The sequence below is a fragment of the Virgibacillus dakarensis genome, from assembly GCF_900155625.1.
Taxonomy (GTDB): Bacteria; Bacillota; Bacilli; order Bacillales; family Amphibacillaceae; genus Lentibacillus_C; species Lentibacillus_C populi.
The window spans coordinates 677,812-695,461 of sequence record NZ_LT732553.1 but is presented as its reverse complement, the minus strand read 5'-3'; the positions used below and the strand labels follow the sequence as shown (position 1 = coordinate 695,461).

Here is a 17,650-nt window from a genome sequence, read left to right as displayed (position 1 = left end):
CCATCCCTCCCCTTTTAACAGGTTACTTTTCCTCACCCGTTGCTTGCTGTCCACTAAATGTCCACTCTAATTGCAGTGAGTCACCTTGGAATTGGTTTTGATCCTCACCGTTATCGACAAAATTAAATTTAACCACAAGATCATCTAGTGTACCGGCTGGAAGACCCTTCTCACCGAGATCCGGATAAAAAATATGCTTGTTGATAGCTTCCGGACTCATGTCTTTCAACTGATCCAATGTTGTCTTGTAAATGACTTCATCAAGCTTGTCCGCATTATATAGAAATTCTACTTCTATATACTTTCCAAAATCGTCCGTATTGTCACCATTTGCATCGGTAATATGATAATCTGTGTCCAATGTCACCTTTTCAATATCCAATGTCCCGTTATTTTGTAATTCAAAATCACGAATCACCCAATCACCCGGTTTCAAATTTTCCACTTCAATAAGTGCTGTCGGTTCAACAGCTAAATCGAGCGTACCAGCCGCAAAGGTATTATTAGTCGTTTCACTGGAACTAAAATATGCATACGTCCCGCCTCCGATTAACGATATTCCTAGTGCGGCTGACAGGATTCCCATACTCAATTGTTTTTTTATACCCATTCTGTTTCCTCCTCGTATCTATTGGTTTGACCATTGTTCAATCAGTCGTACTGTTTCGGTTTCCAAATAACTATAGGCTTTAGCAGAAATGACTCCGTTCTCCTTCTGCTGCTCAAGCATTAGCTTAAAGCTTTCCATATGTTTCACAACCTTGTCAGCCAGCTCTTTTTGTTCGTAATGATTTACGGCGGTTAAATGAAGTGTTAACTCGTGAGCAGCATCATCACCCGTAATTTCTCCTGCTTCGTCTAACTGTCCAACAAGTGTCTTCATCCCATTTGCACTCAGCGGTGTATCAATATAATCCAAGCCATGACCATTTTCATACAAGCCTGGGATGGTGACAGGTAATTTACCAAATGGATTAATGTCACCAACAATCGCTTTAGCTAGTGCATGAACGGAAACATCCAGGTAACTGTACGTATTGATATATGCATCAACTTCAGGGAAGACCATCAAATCATACGGGTTACGCATTGCTGCAACAATGACCGGTTTTCCAGCCGCTTGGATTCGTTCTACCATTTGCTGCTGGTTTTCATTTGTATTCGCTGTATAGGTTGTAACAATAATCTTATCTGCTGCTTGTGCTTTCTCGACGGCCTCATCAATCTGTTCTTGTGTTGGACTTGTACCTGTTGCAAAACTGCTTGTCATAAGCCCCTTTTCATTTAACAGGTTTGACAGCAAATTGGGCTGTGCTGCACTTGGACCGGTTATTAGAATATCCCCTGATTGCGGCTGCAACGGCAATATTGCGTCATCATTTTTCACAAGCGTAATACTTTTTTCGGCAATCTCATCTGCTTTCTGCAAGTTCTCATTAGTACCGATATTTTCAATCGCATCCGGGCTTGTATATGGATTTTCAAACAATCCTTTTTTCATTTTTGCTGATAAAATCCGGTAAACAGACTCATCTAATCGCGCTTCACTAATCTCTCCACTTTGAACCGCATCAAGCACCCCATTATATGCCACCTCAACATTTGGCGGATTTAACAGGATATCCGCACCCGCTTTAAATGCTTCAACGGGGACTCGGTCTTGCGGATAGACATTTGCACCGGACATACCAAGACTATCGGTAATGATTAATCCGTCATATCCCATTTCCTCCCTTAGCAAATCGGTAAGAATCGGTTTTGAAAGAGTTGCTGGCAATCCTGAATCATCAAGGGCGGGCACGACAATATGTGCCGTCATAATCGAATCAATCCCCGCATCTATCGCCGCCTTAAATGGTTTCAAATCAATCTCATGCAATGTCTCAAGGTCATGGTCGATAATTGGCAGTCCAGTGTGGGAGTCTACTGCTGTGTCTCCATGACCAGGGAAATGTTTAGCCGAAGCAATAACGTTCTCATCCTGGTATGCAGTAATTTGCGCAATGCCCAGGCGTGATACCAGATCAGGATCTTCACCGAACGAGCGCACACCGATAACCGGATTTTCCGGATTCATATTTACGTCGAGAACGGGGGCAAAATTCATGTTAATCCCGAGACTGCTTAATTCAGTCCCCAGAATGGCCGCCGTTTGGGAAGCATATTCCTCAGATTGCGTAGCACCAAGCGCCATGTTTCCGGAAAAAACGGTTCCAGGGCTTGTAACCCGCTGAACAATCCCACCCTCCTGATCGGTGGAAACGAATAAAGGGATTGGGTTGTCCTGAACCATCGCAATATCCTGTAAACCGTTCGATAAGCTGTTTACCTGTGCTGCATCAAGCGGTGTGCCAATATTATCCGTCCAATTAAAATAAATCACGCCACCTACATGATAGTTTTCGATAACCTCTTGAAAGTTCTCCCCGCCACGATTGTTTCGTAAATTGATATCTTCATAGTCCGGGTCTGTTGGGGTTTTTCCATACACATGGACAATGAATAGCTGGCCAACCTTTTCTTCAATTGTCATATCATCCATAATGTCCAGGATTGCTGCGCGATTGTTGTCGCTATCTTTCCCTTCCGAAGTTGTTTTGTCATTTTTACTGGCAAAGCCATATTGCGGAAATGCCAGCATAAGCAAGATTATCGACAGAAGCGCCGTCAAACGTCGAAGTTTCAATGGAATTCCTCCTTTAGAAAATGTAACTTCCCGCCAAAAATACCGAAGCGCTTACAAAGGGAATTTACCGTTTCTTCATTGGTACCGACCTCCCACATGAAATGTATTTCCGTATACTACAGAATGAGGGGCATTCTCTCCCTTCCATAAAGGTTTTTTACCATTCCTATCGATGTCCGCTAGCCATTTGTAGTATCTATTTTCTAATGTAAGTATACTCGATTCCATTCGCAAAAAGTGTCGTATTATGTCGTATATATCAGATTATTTAAAAAATGAATCGTTCGCACTAGCATAAATGAGGGTTCATAGGTGAAAAGATCGTTAAAAATAAGTTTAAGGTGACTGCTTGCAGGGTTTTTGACCTAGTATTTTATGTTTTATCTTTGGAGTCTCATTCGTTCATTAGTAATTAACACATAAAATAATAGTGGGTGTTCAAAAAGTCGCCTAATTGGGTTTGGAGGTCAAGGTGGCATAGTCTTGACCGGGCACGCCAAGACGTACCGACCTCTACTATTGATGATTATAATGGGCTGTTTAAGTAGAGATACCCTATGCCAACTCTAGCTCGCCGTTTATCATTCGGTGACTTTTTGAACCACCTCTAATAGTTCAACTTTTAGATAAACAAGTAAAGTTACACTATCGTTATTCGTATAAGAAAGAGAATCTGGCAGCCTGACATTTTATAGTTCCCTGATAAATAGCTTTATTGGATCGGCATCTTGGAATAATTTCGTTAATGAGTCAAATTGAAAGCCTATTTTTAATAAAAGTTTTTCCGATGCTTTATTGCTCGGGGTGGTGATGGCAGCGAGCCTATTTAAACGTAATTCCTCTTTAGCATAGATCATGACTGCTCGGGCTGACTCGTTCCCATATCCTTTTCCTGTGTAGTCGCTCAGAAAGGCAAAACCAAGATCAACATCTTTTAATCCATCTCTTTTGACCAAGCCACACATCCCCATAGGTGTCCCGCTCCCTTTTAATGCCACTAAATACAAACCAAACCCCAGTTCATCATACATTTTTATAATGCTGTTTTTAATATATTCTTCAGCATCCTCAATTGTTTTAATCCCTTTATCACCTATATAGTTTATCCAATCAGGATCATTGAGAAGATTGAGAATAAACGCAGCATCTTCTTTTGTGAATCTTCGAATTAACAGTCTCTCCGTTTTGATCATCGTCATCACCTTTTCTTCTGTAAGAGTAGCGGCACGTTTTAATGGTGAATGCCCTAGTTTTGCTTATACTTTCCTTTATCGCTTTAGTGAAGTTAAACTAAAAGTATAAATAAATAATAGTGACTATGATCTTATCAACACATTCTAAAGCAATTCGGTATGTGTAAAATTATACTCGGTAGTAATTGCGGTACTTTTTGATAGCCAAAAAAGAGAAGGCGCTCTATCATTAAAATGTATGCTTTGCACGGCATAATACATTTTAGAAAGAAGCCTTCTCATGGATCATATTATATCAAAGCTGTATGAATTAATAAAGAATACCACGAATCTGGTGGAGTTTGAAGAGAGAGCTCAAATTTTAATGTATAACTTCTTTTCCTCTTTGGTGGGGCGTATGTTCAGTGAATTAAATCAAGTCATTGTGGCACAAAGACGTGCAGATGACTGGAAAGTGGAAACCACAGATTCAAGAAGTGTACAATTTATGTTTGGGACGGTTACCTTTGATCATACGTTGATGTGGGATAAAAAGGGAAAAGCAGTCTATCCATTGGATGAGTGGATTGGTCTGCGGGATAGGCAGCGATACAGTCCATTGGTGGAACTGAAAGTAGCTGAAATGGCGAGTGAAAGTACATACCGGCAAGTGGCCCGTACTCTCAAGGAATGGACACCTGTAAGTTTAAGTCACCAAACAGTAGGAAATATGGTAAAGACTGTGGGTAAAGCCCAGGCAGAGATGGATCAAGAGATGGTGAAAGAGTTGGATGAAGCAGCGTCCCTGCCAGAAGGAAAAAAGGTTGATTTCTTTTATGCCGAGGCAGATGGTGTTTTTGTCCGCGGACTCCAAAAAAAACAGAGTATGGAAGTGCACCATGCGATCATGTATGAAGGATGGGAGAAAAACGGGAAACGTGTATCCCTTAAGGAACCGACAGTAATTATGACAACGCAATCTACAGATGCATTTTGGGATGAAACGCAGGCGATGGCATCCAGCCGATATACACTGGAAGACGCACAGGTTGTTACTAACAGTGACGGTGGCCCGGGTTATACAGTTGAAAGGTTTCAAGCTGCTTTTTCCCAATCGAATAAACCGATTTTAAACCAACTGGATGACTATCATATCTCACAAGGATTTAACCGTGCATTTGGCAGTGCAGGAAATGCCTATAAAGATGCAGGAAGAAAGGCACTGAAGGAACATGATTTAGAAGCATTCAAGCTTCAATTAGATACATACGAAAGCACATTGGAAGACGATAAGCAGATGGAGAAAATCAACGTCTTTCGCAGTTACATTCTCAACAATTGGGAACGCATTTACGACTGGCGGGATATTGTAACAGACAGCCCTAGAGATGCCAGGAAACTCGGTGCTATGGAATCCAACCAGCGGCATGTGTCTTTTCGTATGAAAAAGCGTGGAATGCATTGGAGTAATGATGGTGCGGAGGCAATGGTGAAAATCAAACAAGGCATGTTGAATAATACATTGCGTAACGCTTATCTGAAATGCAATGAACGGAGTACCAGGAAACAACGGGATGTAAAAAAAGCTGTCAGAGTGGCCCAATTATTACGTCAGCCAACACAACCATCTATTGGTGTAAAACAAGGTTCTGTCGCTTTATATGCGGCTCATTCAACAGCCATAGGTAACTTATTTAAAATATTACAATAAACCTCGTTTTTGATGGAACGGTCTTTGGTTTTTAAGACCGTTCTGTCAAAAATGAGGCCAGCAAGCGACAGCGCGGTAGCCGAACAAGGTGTACAAAATGGGAGCGCCTGAAATATTGGTATGAAAGCAACGTCGAGAAAAACTTGACACATACAGCAATTCGGCAACTGTTGCCATTTCATTCGCCTTGACATATAATAAAAACCAACTATTTTAATGGAGAGTGATAATCATGGCAAAATCAAAAGCCTTGAAAAAGCGGCAGAAGCTCGTACGGGAAGGCAGTTTAAATCCTGTAGCAAGCCGCAGTCCTTTTTCACAGCTGGATTTACGAACGAGAAAAACAAAAACAAAGAAAGATCATTTATACCGAACCAAACACAAGAATCGTCCTCCTTACAACCGAGAAAACGATTCTTTTTATTTTGCAAATTAGATTTTTGCTACTCATTCCTCCACAAATAACGGAATAAGCTGTTGTGTATTTACATCTACCAACCCCAAATCACTAATCCGAATCGCTGGAATTACAGTCAATGTTAAGGAAGAAAGTGCCATGGATGGAGAACGTCTGCCAACCTTCACGCCCATTGACCGGGCTACTTCATTAAACTGATCTACTTTGGGAGAAAGTTCCTCGATTGGTTCTGGTGCCATTAATCCTGCCACCGGTAAGTCCACCTGCGCCATAACTTGTCCATCTTCTATTAAGCAAAGCCCGCCGCCGGCCTTCTGTAATTGTTCCGCTGCCAGCAACATGTCACGGGCATTCGTTCCAACGACAACTAGATTGTGGCTGTCATGCGCAACAGTTGTCGAATATGCACCACTTTTGAGTCCGGCGTTTTTTAACACACCGACAAATGGTTTGCGATTCTGACCATGACGGCCTACAACAGATGCAAAGACATAGTCATCAGGTAGTGCAGTTATTTTTCCGTTACTAATTTCTAGTTCCAAAGTCCCTTTTTCCGTTGTCCCAATCGGCGTCATTTCGATTGAATTTAACGTAACGGTACCATTATCTTGTGGAGCTTGAATGATAAAATCTTCTTCCTTCAATGGTGGGAGTTGAACGGTATTTTTTAGTAGTGGCGGAATACTACTCGTAATATCAACCGCTACATTACCGTCTTTCACCATTTGTTTACCTTGCACAAATACATCATGAACTTGCATCGTTTCTAATGAATCGACAAGCGAAAAGTCAGCTAAATACCCTGCAGCAATTGCCCCACGGTCACGAAGCCCATAACGAATCGCTCCATTCAATGTTGCGTAACGAATCGCAAGTGGTGCCGGAATCCCTTCTTCAATAGCTCGCCGAACTACACGATTCATCTGCCCATTTTTCAGCATATCATTTGGTTCAATATCATCTGTACACATCGCAATATTAGAAGAATAAGGGACAGTTTCCCAAGCTTTTGCAGCAATATCCGCAAACTGGCTGACGCTGGATTCTCGAATATAAATCAACATACCGGCACGCAATTTTTCCAGGATTTCCGCTTCTGTCCGGCTTTCATGATCGGAATTAACTCCAGCAGCCAGATAAGCTTGTAATGGACGCCCAGAAACTCTTGGCAGGTGACCTTCATTCAACACACCTGCATCAAGGCCCTTTTGGACGATACCTGCCATTCGCGGATTTTGCTTGATGACACCAACATAATCCATCAATTCAGCCACACCAACAACATCCGGCAATCTCAGCAGTTCAGCGATATCTTCCGGATGAAATTCCGCACCAGCCGTTTCCACACCTGGCACTGCAGGGACACTCGAAGGAATTGTTGTCAAAATTCGAACAGGTAGCCCCTTACTTGCTTCCACCATATAGTTTACACCTTCAGCTCCTAGTACATTGCCAATTTCATGCGGGTCAATTACAGCTACAGTGGTTCCATGTCTAAGAACTGCCCTTGCAAACATATCCGGTGGAATCATCGTGCTTTCAATATGAACATGACAATCGATAAAACCTGGCACCGCATATTTGCCCTTGGCACGGATCTCTTTTTCCCCATCCATTTGAAAAGCAGGTACATCGTTTTCATAGCGGGCAATTGCAGCAAACCGATCTTCCTTAATCCCAATATCTGCTTGATAAATTTCTGCAGTGAAAACATTCACCAGATTGACTTCACGAATGACGATATCCATTTGTTCGTCGCCCCGTGCAGCAGCGACAATATGTTGACGTGAATACATTTTTTAAACGAACTCCCTTTCTATTAAAAAATACATGTTATTCAGCTAGCGTGACGAAATAAAGTACGAGCGGAATCACCAGAATATAAAGCCCTGGATGGATTTCTTTGTAACGTCCTGATAAGCTTTTGACCAGCACATAAATGATAATCCCTGCGGCAATTCCATTTCCAAAGTTAAACGTAAATATAGTAACAACAATCGTCATAAATGCAGGTAATGACTCTGTTACATCATTAAAGTTAATATTCCGTACGGATGAAAGCATCGTCAGCCCTACTAAAATCAACGCCGGTGCTGTCGCTTCAGTTGGGATAATCATAATCAATGGCGTAATAAATAATGTTAATAGAAATAACACACCTGTTGAAACTGCCGTCAGTCCTGTACGTCCCCCAGCTTCTACACCTGCAGCTGATTCTACATAGGTGGTCATAACAGGCGCAGAGAATAACGAACCAACCACCGTACCACCTGCATCGACCAAAAACGGTTTATCTATTTGCGGTAAGTCACCGTTTTTATCTAGCATACCACCTTTCCCGGCGACTCCCAGCATCGTCCCCAGACTGGAAAAGAAATCAGGAACAAAAAATGCCAGCAGAAACGGGAAATATGACAATTTAAGAGCTTCCATAATGTCTAATTGAAATGCCACTGGTGCAATACTTTCTGGAAATGAGAAAATGGAATCAGGCAACTTGGTAATACCCATTGGAATTCCGATCAATGTAACAATCACGATTCCAATCAGCAGATGTCCCCGAACGTTCCTTGCAAGTAACACACTCATAATAAAAAATCCGATAAGTGCTAAAATCGCATTAGGTGAACCAATATCGGCAAGCTGCAATGAATTTGCATCTTCACTAGCTACCACAATTCCTGCATTCCGAAAGCCGATTAAGGCAATAAATAAACCTACCCCTGCACCAATCGATAATTTAATTGCAGGTGGAATCAGTCGTACAATCAACTGTCGTAAGCCAAAAATCGTAAATAAAACAAATAATACCCCGGAAATGAATACCATACCCATTCCAACCTGCCAAGAAATTCCTTCTGCCGCAACTAGGGTTACGGAAAGAAAGGCAACAGAACCAAGCCCTGGTGCAAGGGCAAATGGACGGTTACTGTAGATCCCCATTATGATGGTTACAATTCCTGTCATAAGAATAACAGCTACCGTTATCGGACCTTTAGGGATGCCAGCTTCATCAAGCATGCCTGGTACAACGATCAGAACATAAAGCATTGTCATGAAAACCGTTAATCCAGCGGTAAATTCGGTCTTCACATTTGTCCGGTACGAGGATAGTTGAAATAGTTTTTCTGTTATTTTCGTTTTACTCATGGTGTCTCCCTCCACTAATAAATTCCATCATGTACAAAGACGATTAATTCAGCTAACTCTCCCCTTTTTGTTCGCATTTTAAATGATAACCATAAATTTATCAGTACTTTAATAGATTGTCAATAAAATTAACGAACATTATTTTATGATTATCTAATAAAATACGGAATTAGGGTTCAGCCCCGATCACACTGCCAAAATTGAGCATGATGGGGACTGAACCCTAAAAATTATCCAGATTATCTAGATTATTTTCTTTTACACCATCCGGTTCGCTACGGATAATGTCACGGCCATATTTATGGAATACATCTACATGCGCTAACTTGCCCGCTTTTGCTTCGTCAAGGGCTGTCAAATAATCCAATTCCCTGCCGCTTTCCGTTTTAAAAGCAATAATATCGCCATCATCATTCTTACGTACAGCAACAATTTGCTCTTTGCCTGAATCTGCATCCTCATCCATTTCCATACTGGCTTGATTATCTGTTTGATTTCTGTATTCCTGGTAGATTTCCTCAAAATCTTTATGATTCATCTAAAAACACCTCCGATTTTAGCTTAGTATGCTTAGGAGGTGTTGGATTTATGTGTTTCCAGCAAAATCCGTACGATCTTGTCTAGCAATAACCAGCCCAATTATTTTCAGTACTTGTCCGTAAAAAATATCATATCAGCACGTATTTCTTCATCTATTTCAAGAATGGCAAATGAATAATGTGGCAGAGTCCGTTTGTCCGTTGGTGACCCCGGATTCAATAACAATACTTTCTTAAAATACCGTAGCAAAGGGATATGAGAGTGGCCAAAAATGATCACATCCACATCATTACCGGCAAACGCTTCAAGAGCCCGTTTTTCAGTTGTCATTTTTTCCCCATGGCCATGAATGACACCAATTCTATACCCCTTCACGTTGACTATTTCCTTTGATGGAAATTTGTCCGTAATATCCTTGGTATCAACATTGCCATACACACCTTTAACCGATCCAAAATCAGTCAGCGTTTGGAATACTTCTATTGAATTCCAATCCCCTGCATGAATGATCAAATCAGCCGTTTTCAATTCTTTGGTAAGACGTTTTGGCAGCTGTTTTCCTTTGCTAGGCATATGAGTATCTGCCATTACGATAATTCTCATTTTACACACTTCCCTTTCTAAGAACGGTAATGAGCAAGGGTACCGCCTTAAAACCATCAGTTTTAACATATTTTAACCTTACAATTGTATTTGAACAATATATGATATTAAGGAAAACGCTATCATATAATTTTACTGCACTTATTTTTTTAAATACATGTGTTGGAGGAGGATTAAAATTGTCCCGTATTTGGAAATGGTATCTTGAGAAATCATTTGTTTCAAAAATTTCGGCAGGGTTCTTGCTTGGTATAATTGCAGGGATGATATTTGGCCCATCAGCAACTATATTATCCCCATTTGGTGATGTATTTCTTAATCTCCTGAAAATGGTTGTTGTCCCATTAGTTTTATTTACGATAATCGTATCAGTAAACAACGCAAACCCGAAAGAATTGGGTCGGATTGGCGGAAAGATTTTTCCATATTACCTTATTACAACCGCATTAGCAGTATTCTTAGGAATTGCCATTGCGAAATTGATAAATCCTGGAATGGGATTGGAGTTGCCAAAAGGGTCAACGATTGAAGTCCCTGAGGCACCTGTTTTACTGGATGTGCTATTACAGATAATCCCCACTAATATTTTTGAATCGCTCACAAATGGCGATATTTTGAGTATTGTCTTTATCGCTGTAATTACCGGATTCGCTGTTTCCTATATGAGAAATGCTAATGAAACACATGTAAGAGAATGGAGTAATCTATTATTAAAAATCTCAGAAGCTGGAAGTGAGGTTACATTTCGAATTCTTAATGGAATCTTACAATATGCACCAATTGGCGTATTGGGGATTACCGCTTCAACAATTGGCAGTCAAGGGTTTGACTCATTAAAGGCTCTCGCTAAATACGTTGGAGCTTCCTATCTTGGTGTAGGCATTCAAATGGTCATTATTTTTACGATCATCCTTTGGCTCTTCAAAATACCGGTGATGAAATTTTTCATGAATACAAAAGAGGCTATTATGACAGCCTTTGTTACATCCAGTAGCCTGGGAACACTGCCGATCACGATAAAAAGTGCTCAAAAAGCAGGAATTAGTGATCGGGTAGCAAATTTTACCCTGCCCATTGGTGCCACTGTAAATATGAATGGTTCCGCGATCCATTTCGGAGTAGGGGTTGTCTTTGCTGCCGATATTGTCGGATTTGATTTGACGATCGGAGCCATTGTTGGCATCATTTTGACAGGGACATTAGCAGCGGTAGGAACTGCTGGAGTTCCGGGAGCCGGACTAATCGGCATGTCTATCGTATTCACGCAGGCAGGTCTTCCGATTGAAATAGTAGGACTTACAGCAGGGGTAAATGTATTAACGGATATGATATTTACAACTTGTAATGTTACCGGTGATCTCGTTGGAGCGGCTGTTGTTGATAGGAGTGAGCGGAAACACGTATCTGTGCCTGACGAAGCAGTGCAGGAACATGTTTCGAATAACGAAAAATAGAATGTTAAGGCATGTGATTTTCGTTAAGGCCCATATCTTTGGAAATAACATAACATCCTCTTTTAGTTAATTAACTGTTTACAATAATGAACCCACAGTAGACGATGCAGAAGAACTAAAAATATAAACATGAGGCTGGGACAAAAGTGTTTTTATCAAAGAAAAATCCGAACTATATGATGATTTGTGCATAACCCCGCTCCGGAAATATACTTCGCTTTCCGCGGGCGGCTGGTGAGCCTCCTCGTGCTAACGCACTGCGGGGTCTCACCTATGCCTTTCCTCCCGCAGGAGTCTACGTATATTCCCTCCGCTAAAGTAGAGCATAGTTCGTTTTTAGAGTTGAACGTTTTAATTATGTCCCAGCCTCTTTTTAAGTCCACGGATCACTGCGAATTTATTTGTCTTCAGCTAAATTTCTTCGCTTTCATAAAGTTCAGCATGCAATATACGGCAACTCGACTCGTCATGTTACGAAAGTCAATTGTCGGATCAATTTCGACAATGTCCATCAGTTTTACCTTTTCATGCCTGGAAGCAAAATAAATTCCTTCAAGGAGTGTTTTCGAATCCATTCCACCCGGACCGATCGCTGGGCAGCCCGGAGCAAACGCCTGATCAAGCACATCGATATCAACCGATAGATAAAGGATATCAACCTGCTTTTCCAAGCGGTCTATTTCCTTTTCTAAAATTCTTCCCATTGAATTTCGATCTACATCCTGCATGGAATAAACCATGACTCCTTGCTCATCCGCAAATCTGGCATACTCCTTGGCATTTGTAAAATCGCGTATACCGATTTGTACAAGATTTTCTCCCTGAATTACATGATCTTCTAACAAGCGACGGAATGGTGTGCCGTTTGTTGGACCGCCATCCTCAACATTCCGCAGATCGTGATGGGCATCAAATTGGATGACACCAACCTTCCCATACTGTTCGGAGCATGCTTTAATAGAAGAATAGCTTATGGAATGATCACCACCTAACACCATCCACCATTTTGCAGCCTCGCTAGCATAAACCTCCCGTAAACCCTCGTAGGCTCGTTGCTGATTACCGATAATATCGGTAGGATCCATATAAATATCACCAAAATCCAGAATATTGTCGGTGAATTCCAGTCCTGTATCACCAGCGAACGTTGTATAGCTTTGGAGGGCAGAACGGATCGTGTCAGGTGCAAATGAAGCTCCCGAATGACTGATCGAGGGCTTTGACAAAGGTACACCAGCAATGGCAAACGTACTCGTCATACCCGGCCCCCATTGCTGGAGAAGTTCTTTCATTTTTGTTGTGTGGCTATCTTTGAATATCGCTTTGCCGGCAGGCTTAAAATGACGCAGCCTTGTCATCGAACCGCCTGCCTTTCATATAACACAGCACCATTTTTAATTACCGTTTTAGCATGATTTACCCCATAATGATATGGAAGATATAAATAATTCGGTGCATCCCAAATTACCACATCTGCTTTTCGGCCCTCAACAATCGAACCTGCTTCTTCCCCACGAGCGATTGCATTAGCAGCGTTAACGGTAACCGCATGCCAAATTTCCTCCGGAGAAAGCTTTAATTTTAATGCTGCAATCGACATAATTAACTGTAGGTTCTCCGTTACTGAACTTCCTGGGTTAAAGTCTGTGGAAATCGCTATTGCTGTTCCTTGATCAATCATTTTCCGGGCCGGAGCATACGTATCCTTCCCTAAATAGAAGCTTGTTCCCGGTAAAATTACGCCAATTGTCTCAGACGCTGCCAGCTGCTTGATTCCTTCGTCTGTCGCAACCGCTAGATGGTCACCACTAATTGCGCCTACTTCAGCGGCCAGCTGTGTACCTCCCAATGGATCAATTTCATCTGCATGAATCTTGACGTCAAAGCCATACTCTTTTGCCTTTAGCAAATAGCGTCTTGATTGATCAACCGTGAATACGCCCGTTTCCGTAAAAATATCAACAAACTCCGCCAGATTTTCTGCTTTAATTTGAGGAAACAGGTCACTCATAACTGTTAAAAACGACTCCGGATCATCCTTGTATTCAGGTGGTATTGCATGTGCCCCCAAAAAGGTGGAAACGATGTCCAATGGATGTTTTTCCATTGCTTCCTTAACTACTTTTAATTGCTTTAATTCTGTTTCCGCATCAAGGCCATACCCACTTTTCGCTTCAACAGTAGTAATTCCGTGCATGGCCATCCGATCAAGATGAAATAACGCTTTTTGCAGAAGTTCCTCGTAGGATGCTTCTCTTGTAGCATGAACGGTGGCCAGAATTCCTCCACCTTGCTTTAAAATTTCCAAATATGGTACACCTCGCTGTTTAAGCGCCATTTCTTTTTCCCGCGATCCTCCAAAGACTAAATGTGTATGCGCCTCGACAAGTCCCGGCGTCACCAGCTTACCTTTAGCATCAATCGTTTGATCTGCCTCAATAGCTGAAGTCTCTTCGGGCGAACCGATCCAATCAATTTTTCCGTCTTTAATGGCAACTGCTGCACCCTCGATTACCTCAAGTTCATTCATCTCTTTCCCCTTGACAGGTCCTTGTTTATTCATTGGTAATAACTGTCCGATATTCGTGATTAATAAATCTGCTTGCACCTTAAAATCCTCCTGTTCTTCTGTCTAGTTTTACGGTCTTGAAGGCAGGTATATCAAGAAAAGAATACCTGCCACACTCCGTTGATGATGCCTACATATTTCTTGTTGGTATGGTAATATCATGTTTCTCCGCGAAGTCAATTGCTGTTTCATACCCTGCATCAGCATGTCGGATAATTCCCATCCCCGGATCGGTTGTTAACACACGTTCTAACCGTTCTTTTGCTAAATCTGTGCCATCTGCAACCACAACCATCCCAGCATGAAGCGAATACCCCATACCAACACCGCCGCCATGGTGGAAGGAAATCCAGGAACCGCCAGATGCCGTATTTACTAACGCATTCAGAATCGCCCAGTCCGCAACAGCATCACTGCCATCCTTCATCCCTTCCGTTTCGCGGTTTGGTGAAGCAACTGAACCACAATCGAGATGGTCACGACCAATTACGATTGGTGCCTTCAGCTCGCCTTTACGAACCAATTCATTAATGGCAAGCCCCATTTTCACACGTTCCCCATAGCCCAACCAGCAAATCCGTGATGGCAGACCTTGAAATGAAACCTGTTCCTGTGCCATATCAATCCAGCGAATTAATTGCTCATTTTCCGGGAAAAGTTCTTTAATTAACTGATCAGTCCGGTAAATGTCTTCCGGATCGCCGGATAGCGCTGCCCAGCGGAATGGCCCTTTCCCTTCGCAAAACAGCGGGCGGATGTATGCTGGAACGAACCCTGGGAAAGCAAAAGCATTGGCAACCCCTTCATCCTTTGCTACTTGGCGAATGTTGTTCCCGTAATCAAAGACAATTGCACCTTGTTTTTGATACAGCAGCATTGCCTCGACATGTTTGGCCATACTTTCCTTTGCTAGTTTTACATAAGCCTCCGGATCTTCCTTTCGCAATTTAGCAGCAGCCTGAACGGTATAGCCTACAGGTACATAGCCGTTTAATGGATCGTGTGCAGAAGTCTGATCTGTGACGATGTCAATGGTAATATTACAGGTTAAAAGTTCATGATGTATTTCTGCTGCATTGCCTAATAATGCAATCGACAATGGCTTCCCTGCTTGCTTTGCATGATTTGCCAGTTCAATAGCTTCATCCAGATTGTCGGTCATTACATCACAGTATTTTGTTTTCAGCCTTTTTTCAATATGGCTTTTGTCTACTTCAACAGCAATCACAACCCCTCCATTCATCGTGACCGCTAGTGGTTGTGCACCACCCATACCTCCTAATCCGGCAGTTAATGTGATCGTATGACGCAATGTCCCATTGTAATGTTTTTTAGCAAGTGCAGCAAAAGTTTCATAGGTTCCTTGCAGAATTCCTTGCGATCCAATATAAATCCAGCTTCCGGCGGTCATTTGGCCGTACATCATTAACCCTTTTTGATCCAGTTCGTGAAAATGCTCCCATGTTGCCCACTTGGGAACTAGATTTGAGTTGGCGAGCAGCACTCTTGGCGCATGTTTATGTGTTTTGAAAACACCGACAGGCTTACCGGATTGGATAAGCATTGTTTCGTCATTCTCCAAGTTTCGCAGAGTTTTAACGATTGCATTGAACGCTTCCCAATTACGTGCAGCCTTACCAATCCCACCATATACAACAAGTTCTTCCGGGTTCTCGGCAACCTCGGGATCCAGATTATTGTACAACATCCGTAGTGCTGCTTCCTGTTCCCATCCTTTACATTCCAGCTCTAACCCCTTTTTTGCTTGTACTTCCACCTTATTCATGAAAAACTCCTCCTTTAATCTGGTTTTGTATGACATTACTATCATCTGAATCCTTTAACCAATCTGACAATCTTTCAATATCTCTCGAAAATACACGATCCTTTGTAATCGATGGCACGATATTTCGTGCTTTTTCGTAAAAAACGCTCGTCTTTGATGCCATCCTGTCAATTCCGCGAAGCTCTACAGCCTCCATCGCGCAAATAAGTTCAATCGCTATTACACGTCTTGTGTTTTGCAGCATTTGCAGTGCATGTCTGGCAGCGATTGTCCCCATACTCACATGGTCCTCTTGATTCGCCGATGAAGGTATCGAATCAACACTTGCTGGATGTGCGAGTGTCTTATTTTCAGAGACAAGTGAGGCTGCGCTATATTGCATTATCATTGCACCAGACTCCAGCCCTGGATTGGGACTTAAAAATGCTGGCAGGTCATTAAGCTGTGGATTAACCAGTCGTTCAATACGACGCTCTGCTATATTTGCAGTTTCAGCGATTCCCAGTTTGATAAAATCCATCGCAAACGCCATTGGCTCACCGTGGAAATTGCCACCTGAGATAACTTTGTTTTCATCCGAAAAAATTAATGGATTGTCTGTAACAGCATTGATTTCCGTTACTAATTTTTCTTTTGCATAATGAACTGTTTGCCATGAAGCTCCAAGCACTTGTGGTATGCATCGCAACGAATAGGCGTCTTGTACACGCAATTCTCCCTGTTTTGTTGTAAGTCTGCTGTCCGATAAAATTGCTCGTATCCGTTCCGCCACATCCATTTGCTCTTGGTGTCCACGAACCTTATGCAAATCCGCGTCAAACGCATCCATGATTCCATGTAGACCTTCCAATGTCATTGCCGCAATGAGTTCACTTTGGAACAATAATTTTTCTACCTCTAAATAGGTAACAACACCAACTGCGGTCATTGCTTGCGTACCATTGATTAAAGCCAATCCCTCTTTTGCCTTTAGTTTTAACGGGGCAATACCTTCTTCAGCTAATGCTGCTGACGCATGAATTCGTTCTCCTTTGTAAAAAACTTCTCCCTCGCCCAGTAAAGCCAAAGCAAGATGTGACAATGGTGCTAAATCACCGCTTGCACCTAGTGACCCTTGCTCAGGAACCACAGGATGAATAGAAGCATTGATCAGATCCACAAGCTGTTGAACCACTTCAGACCTGATCCCAGAAAACCCTTGTGATAAGGCATTCGCTCGTAGTAACAGCATCGCACGGCTAATTTCCTCTGAAAATGGAGATCCAACACCACAAGCATGGGAATGGATCAGATTCAGTTGCAATCCCTCTAAATCATCATCCGCGATCACCACATCACTAAATTTCCCAAAACCGGTATTAATGCCATACATTGTTTTTTTCTCTTTAATCATCTCCTCTACTGTTAGCCTATTATATTTAATTTCACGAATTGTCTGTTCTGATATTTCGACTCGTTCGTATTCATAGACGACTCGCCTCACCTCTTCAAGTGATAACGTTTCTCCAGTTAATGTTACCATCCAAAAACCTCCATCTGTTTTTTTCACTTGCCTATAAAA

General features: G+C 42.0%; 14 protein-coding genes. 3 read left to right on the top strand and 11 right to left on the bottom strand.

The genetic code is table 11. From position 1 onward, the window contains the following. Positions 1 to 22: 22 nt before the first annotated feature. The 3 genes from CZ382_RS03500 to CZ382_RS03490 form a co-directional block, all read right to left on the bottom strand. Positions 23 to 610, bottom strand: coding sequence for a CalY family protein (locus CZ382_RS03500; RefSeq protein ID WP_088049841.1), 588 nt, complete (start codon positions 608 to 610; stop codon positions 23 to 25). An 18-nt stretch (positions 611 to 628) separates the two neighbouring features. Then, positions 629 to 2,686 carry a glycoside hydrolase family 3 protein gene (locus tag CZ382_RS03495; protein ID WP_235000382.1) on the bottom strand — a complete coding sequence of 686 codons (2,058 nt, stop codon included), beginning with the start codon at positions 2,684 to 2,686 and terminating at the stop codon, positions 629 to 631. 689 nt (positions 2,687 to 3,375) lie between these two features. Beyond that, positions 3,376 to 3,885 (bottom strand): GNAT family N-acetyltransferase, encoded by a 510-nt coding sequence (locus CZ382_RS03490; RefSeq protein WP_088049840.1) that lies wholly within the window; start codon positions 3,883 to 3,885, stop codon positions 3,376 to 3,378. A 274-nt stretch (positions 3,886 to 4,159) separates the two neighbouring features. On the opposite strand from CZ382_RS03490, the gene CZ382_RS03485 reads away from it, so the two are divergent. Further along, on the top strand, positions 4,160 to 5,569 hold the full coding sequence (locus CZ382_RS03485; RefSeq protein ID WP_088049839.1) for an ISLre2 family transposase: 1,410 nt from the start codon (positions 4,160 to 4,162) through the stop codon (positions 5,567 to 5,569). Positions 5,570 to 5,801: 232 nt separating this feature from the next. Then, positions 5,802 to 6,005, top strand: coding sequence for a hypothetical protein (locus tag CZ382_RS03480; protein ID WP_088049838.1), 204 nt, complete (start codon positions 5,802 to 5,804; stop codon positions 6,003 to 6,005). Positions 6,006 to 6,016: 11 nt separating this feature from the next. On the opposite strand, the gene ade is transcribed toward CZ382_RS03480, so the two are convergent. The 4 genes from ade to CZ382_RS03460 all read right to left on the bottom strand — a co-directional run bounded on the left by ade (position 6,017) and on the right by CZ382_RS03460 (position 10,280). After that, the gene (ade, locus tag CZ382_RS03475) at positions 6,017 to 7,783 is read right to left on the bottom strand and encodes an adenine deaminase (RefSeq protein ID WP_088049837.1); all 1,767 of its coding nucleotides are present in this window, start codon (positions 7,781 to 7,783) and stop codon (positions 6,017 to 6,019) included. 37 nt (positions 7,784 to 7,820) lie between these two features. Further along, positions 7,821 to 9,137, bottom strand: coding sequence for an NCS2 family permease (locus CZ382_RS03470; RefSeq protein WP_200809512.1), 1,317 nt, complete (start codon positions 9,135 to 9,137; stop codon positions 7,821 to 7,823). A gap of 223 nt (positions 9,138 to 9,360) precedes the next feature. Next, a complete protein-coding gene (locus tag CZ382_RS03465; protein WP_088049836.1) occupies positions 9,361 to 9,675 on the bottom strand; it encodes a DUF3892 domain-containing protein in 315 nt (104 codons plus the stop codon). A gap of 107 nt (positions 9,676 to 9,782) precedes the next feature. Next, positions 9,783 to 10,280: a metallophosphoesterase family protein gene (locus CZ382_RS03460; RefSeq protein WP_088049835.1), complete on the bottom strand. Its 498-nt coding sequence runs from the start codon at positions 10,278 to 10,280 to the stop codon at positions 9,783 to 9,785. Positions 10,281 to 10,459: 179 nt separating this feature from the next. Here CZ382_RS03460 and CZ382_RS03455 point away from each other — a divergent pair, with 179 nt between their 5' ends. Beyond that, positions 10,460 to 11,734 (top strand): dicarboxylate/amino acid:cation symporter, encoded by a 1,275-nt coding sequence (locus tag CZ382_RS03455; RefSeq protein ID WP_200809511.1) that lies wholly within the window; start codon positions 10,460 to 10,462, stop codon positions 11,732 to 11,734. 407 nt (positions 11,735 to 12,141) lie between these two features. Here the strand turns inward: CZ382_RS03455 and hutG are convergent, their stop codons facing one another. From hutG to hutH, 4 genes are all read right to left on the bottom strand, one after another. Beyond that, positions 12,142 to 13,092 carry a formimidoylglutamase gene (gene hutG / locus CZ382_RS03450; RefSeq protein ID WP_088049834.1) on the bottom strand — a complete coding sequence of 317 codons (951 nt, stop codon included), beginning with the start codon at positions 13,090 to 13,092 and terminating at the stop codon, positions 12,142 to 12,144. Then, on the bottom strand, positions 13,089 to 14,297 hold the full coding sequence (hutI, locus tag CZ382_RS03445; RefSeq protein WP_214613789.1) for an imidazolonepropionase: 1,209 nt from the start codon (positions 14,295 to 14,297) through the stop codon (positions 13,089 to 13,091). The genes hutG and hutI overlap by 4 nt, the downstream gene beginning before the upstream one ends. A 136-nt stretch (positions 14,298 to 14,433) precedes the next feature. Then, positions 14,434 to 16,089: a urocanate hydratase gene (gene hutU, locus CZ382_RS03440; protein WP_088049832.1), complete on the bottom strand. Its 1,656-nt coding sequence runs from the start codon at positions 16,087 to 16,089 to the stop codon at positions 14,434 to 14,436. Further along, positions 16,082 to 17,611, bottom strand: a complete 1,530-nt coding sequence (hutH, locus tag CZ382_RS03435) for a histidine ammonia-lyase (protein WP_088050961.1) — start codon at positions 17,609 to 17,611, stop codon at positions 16,082 to 16,084. The genes hutU and hutH overlap by 8 nt, the downstream gene beginning before the upstream one ends. Between the last annotated feature and the right edge of the window lie 39 nt (positions 17,612 to 17,650).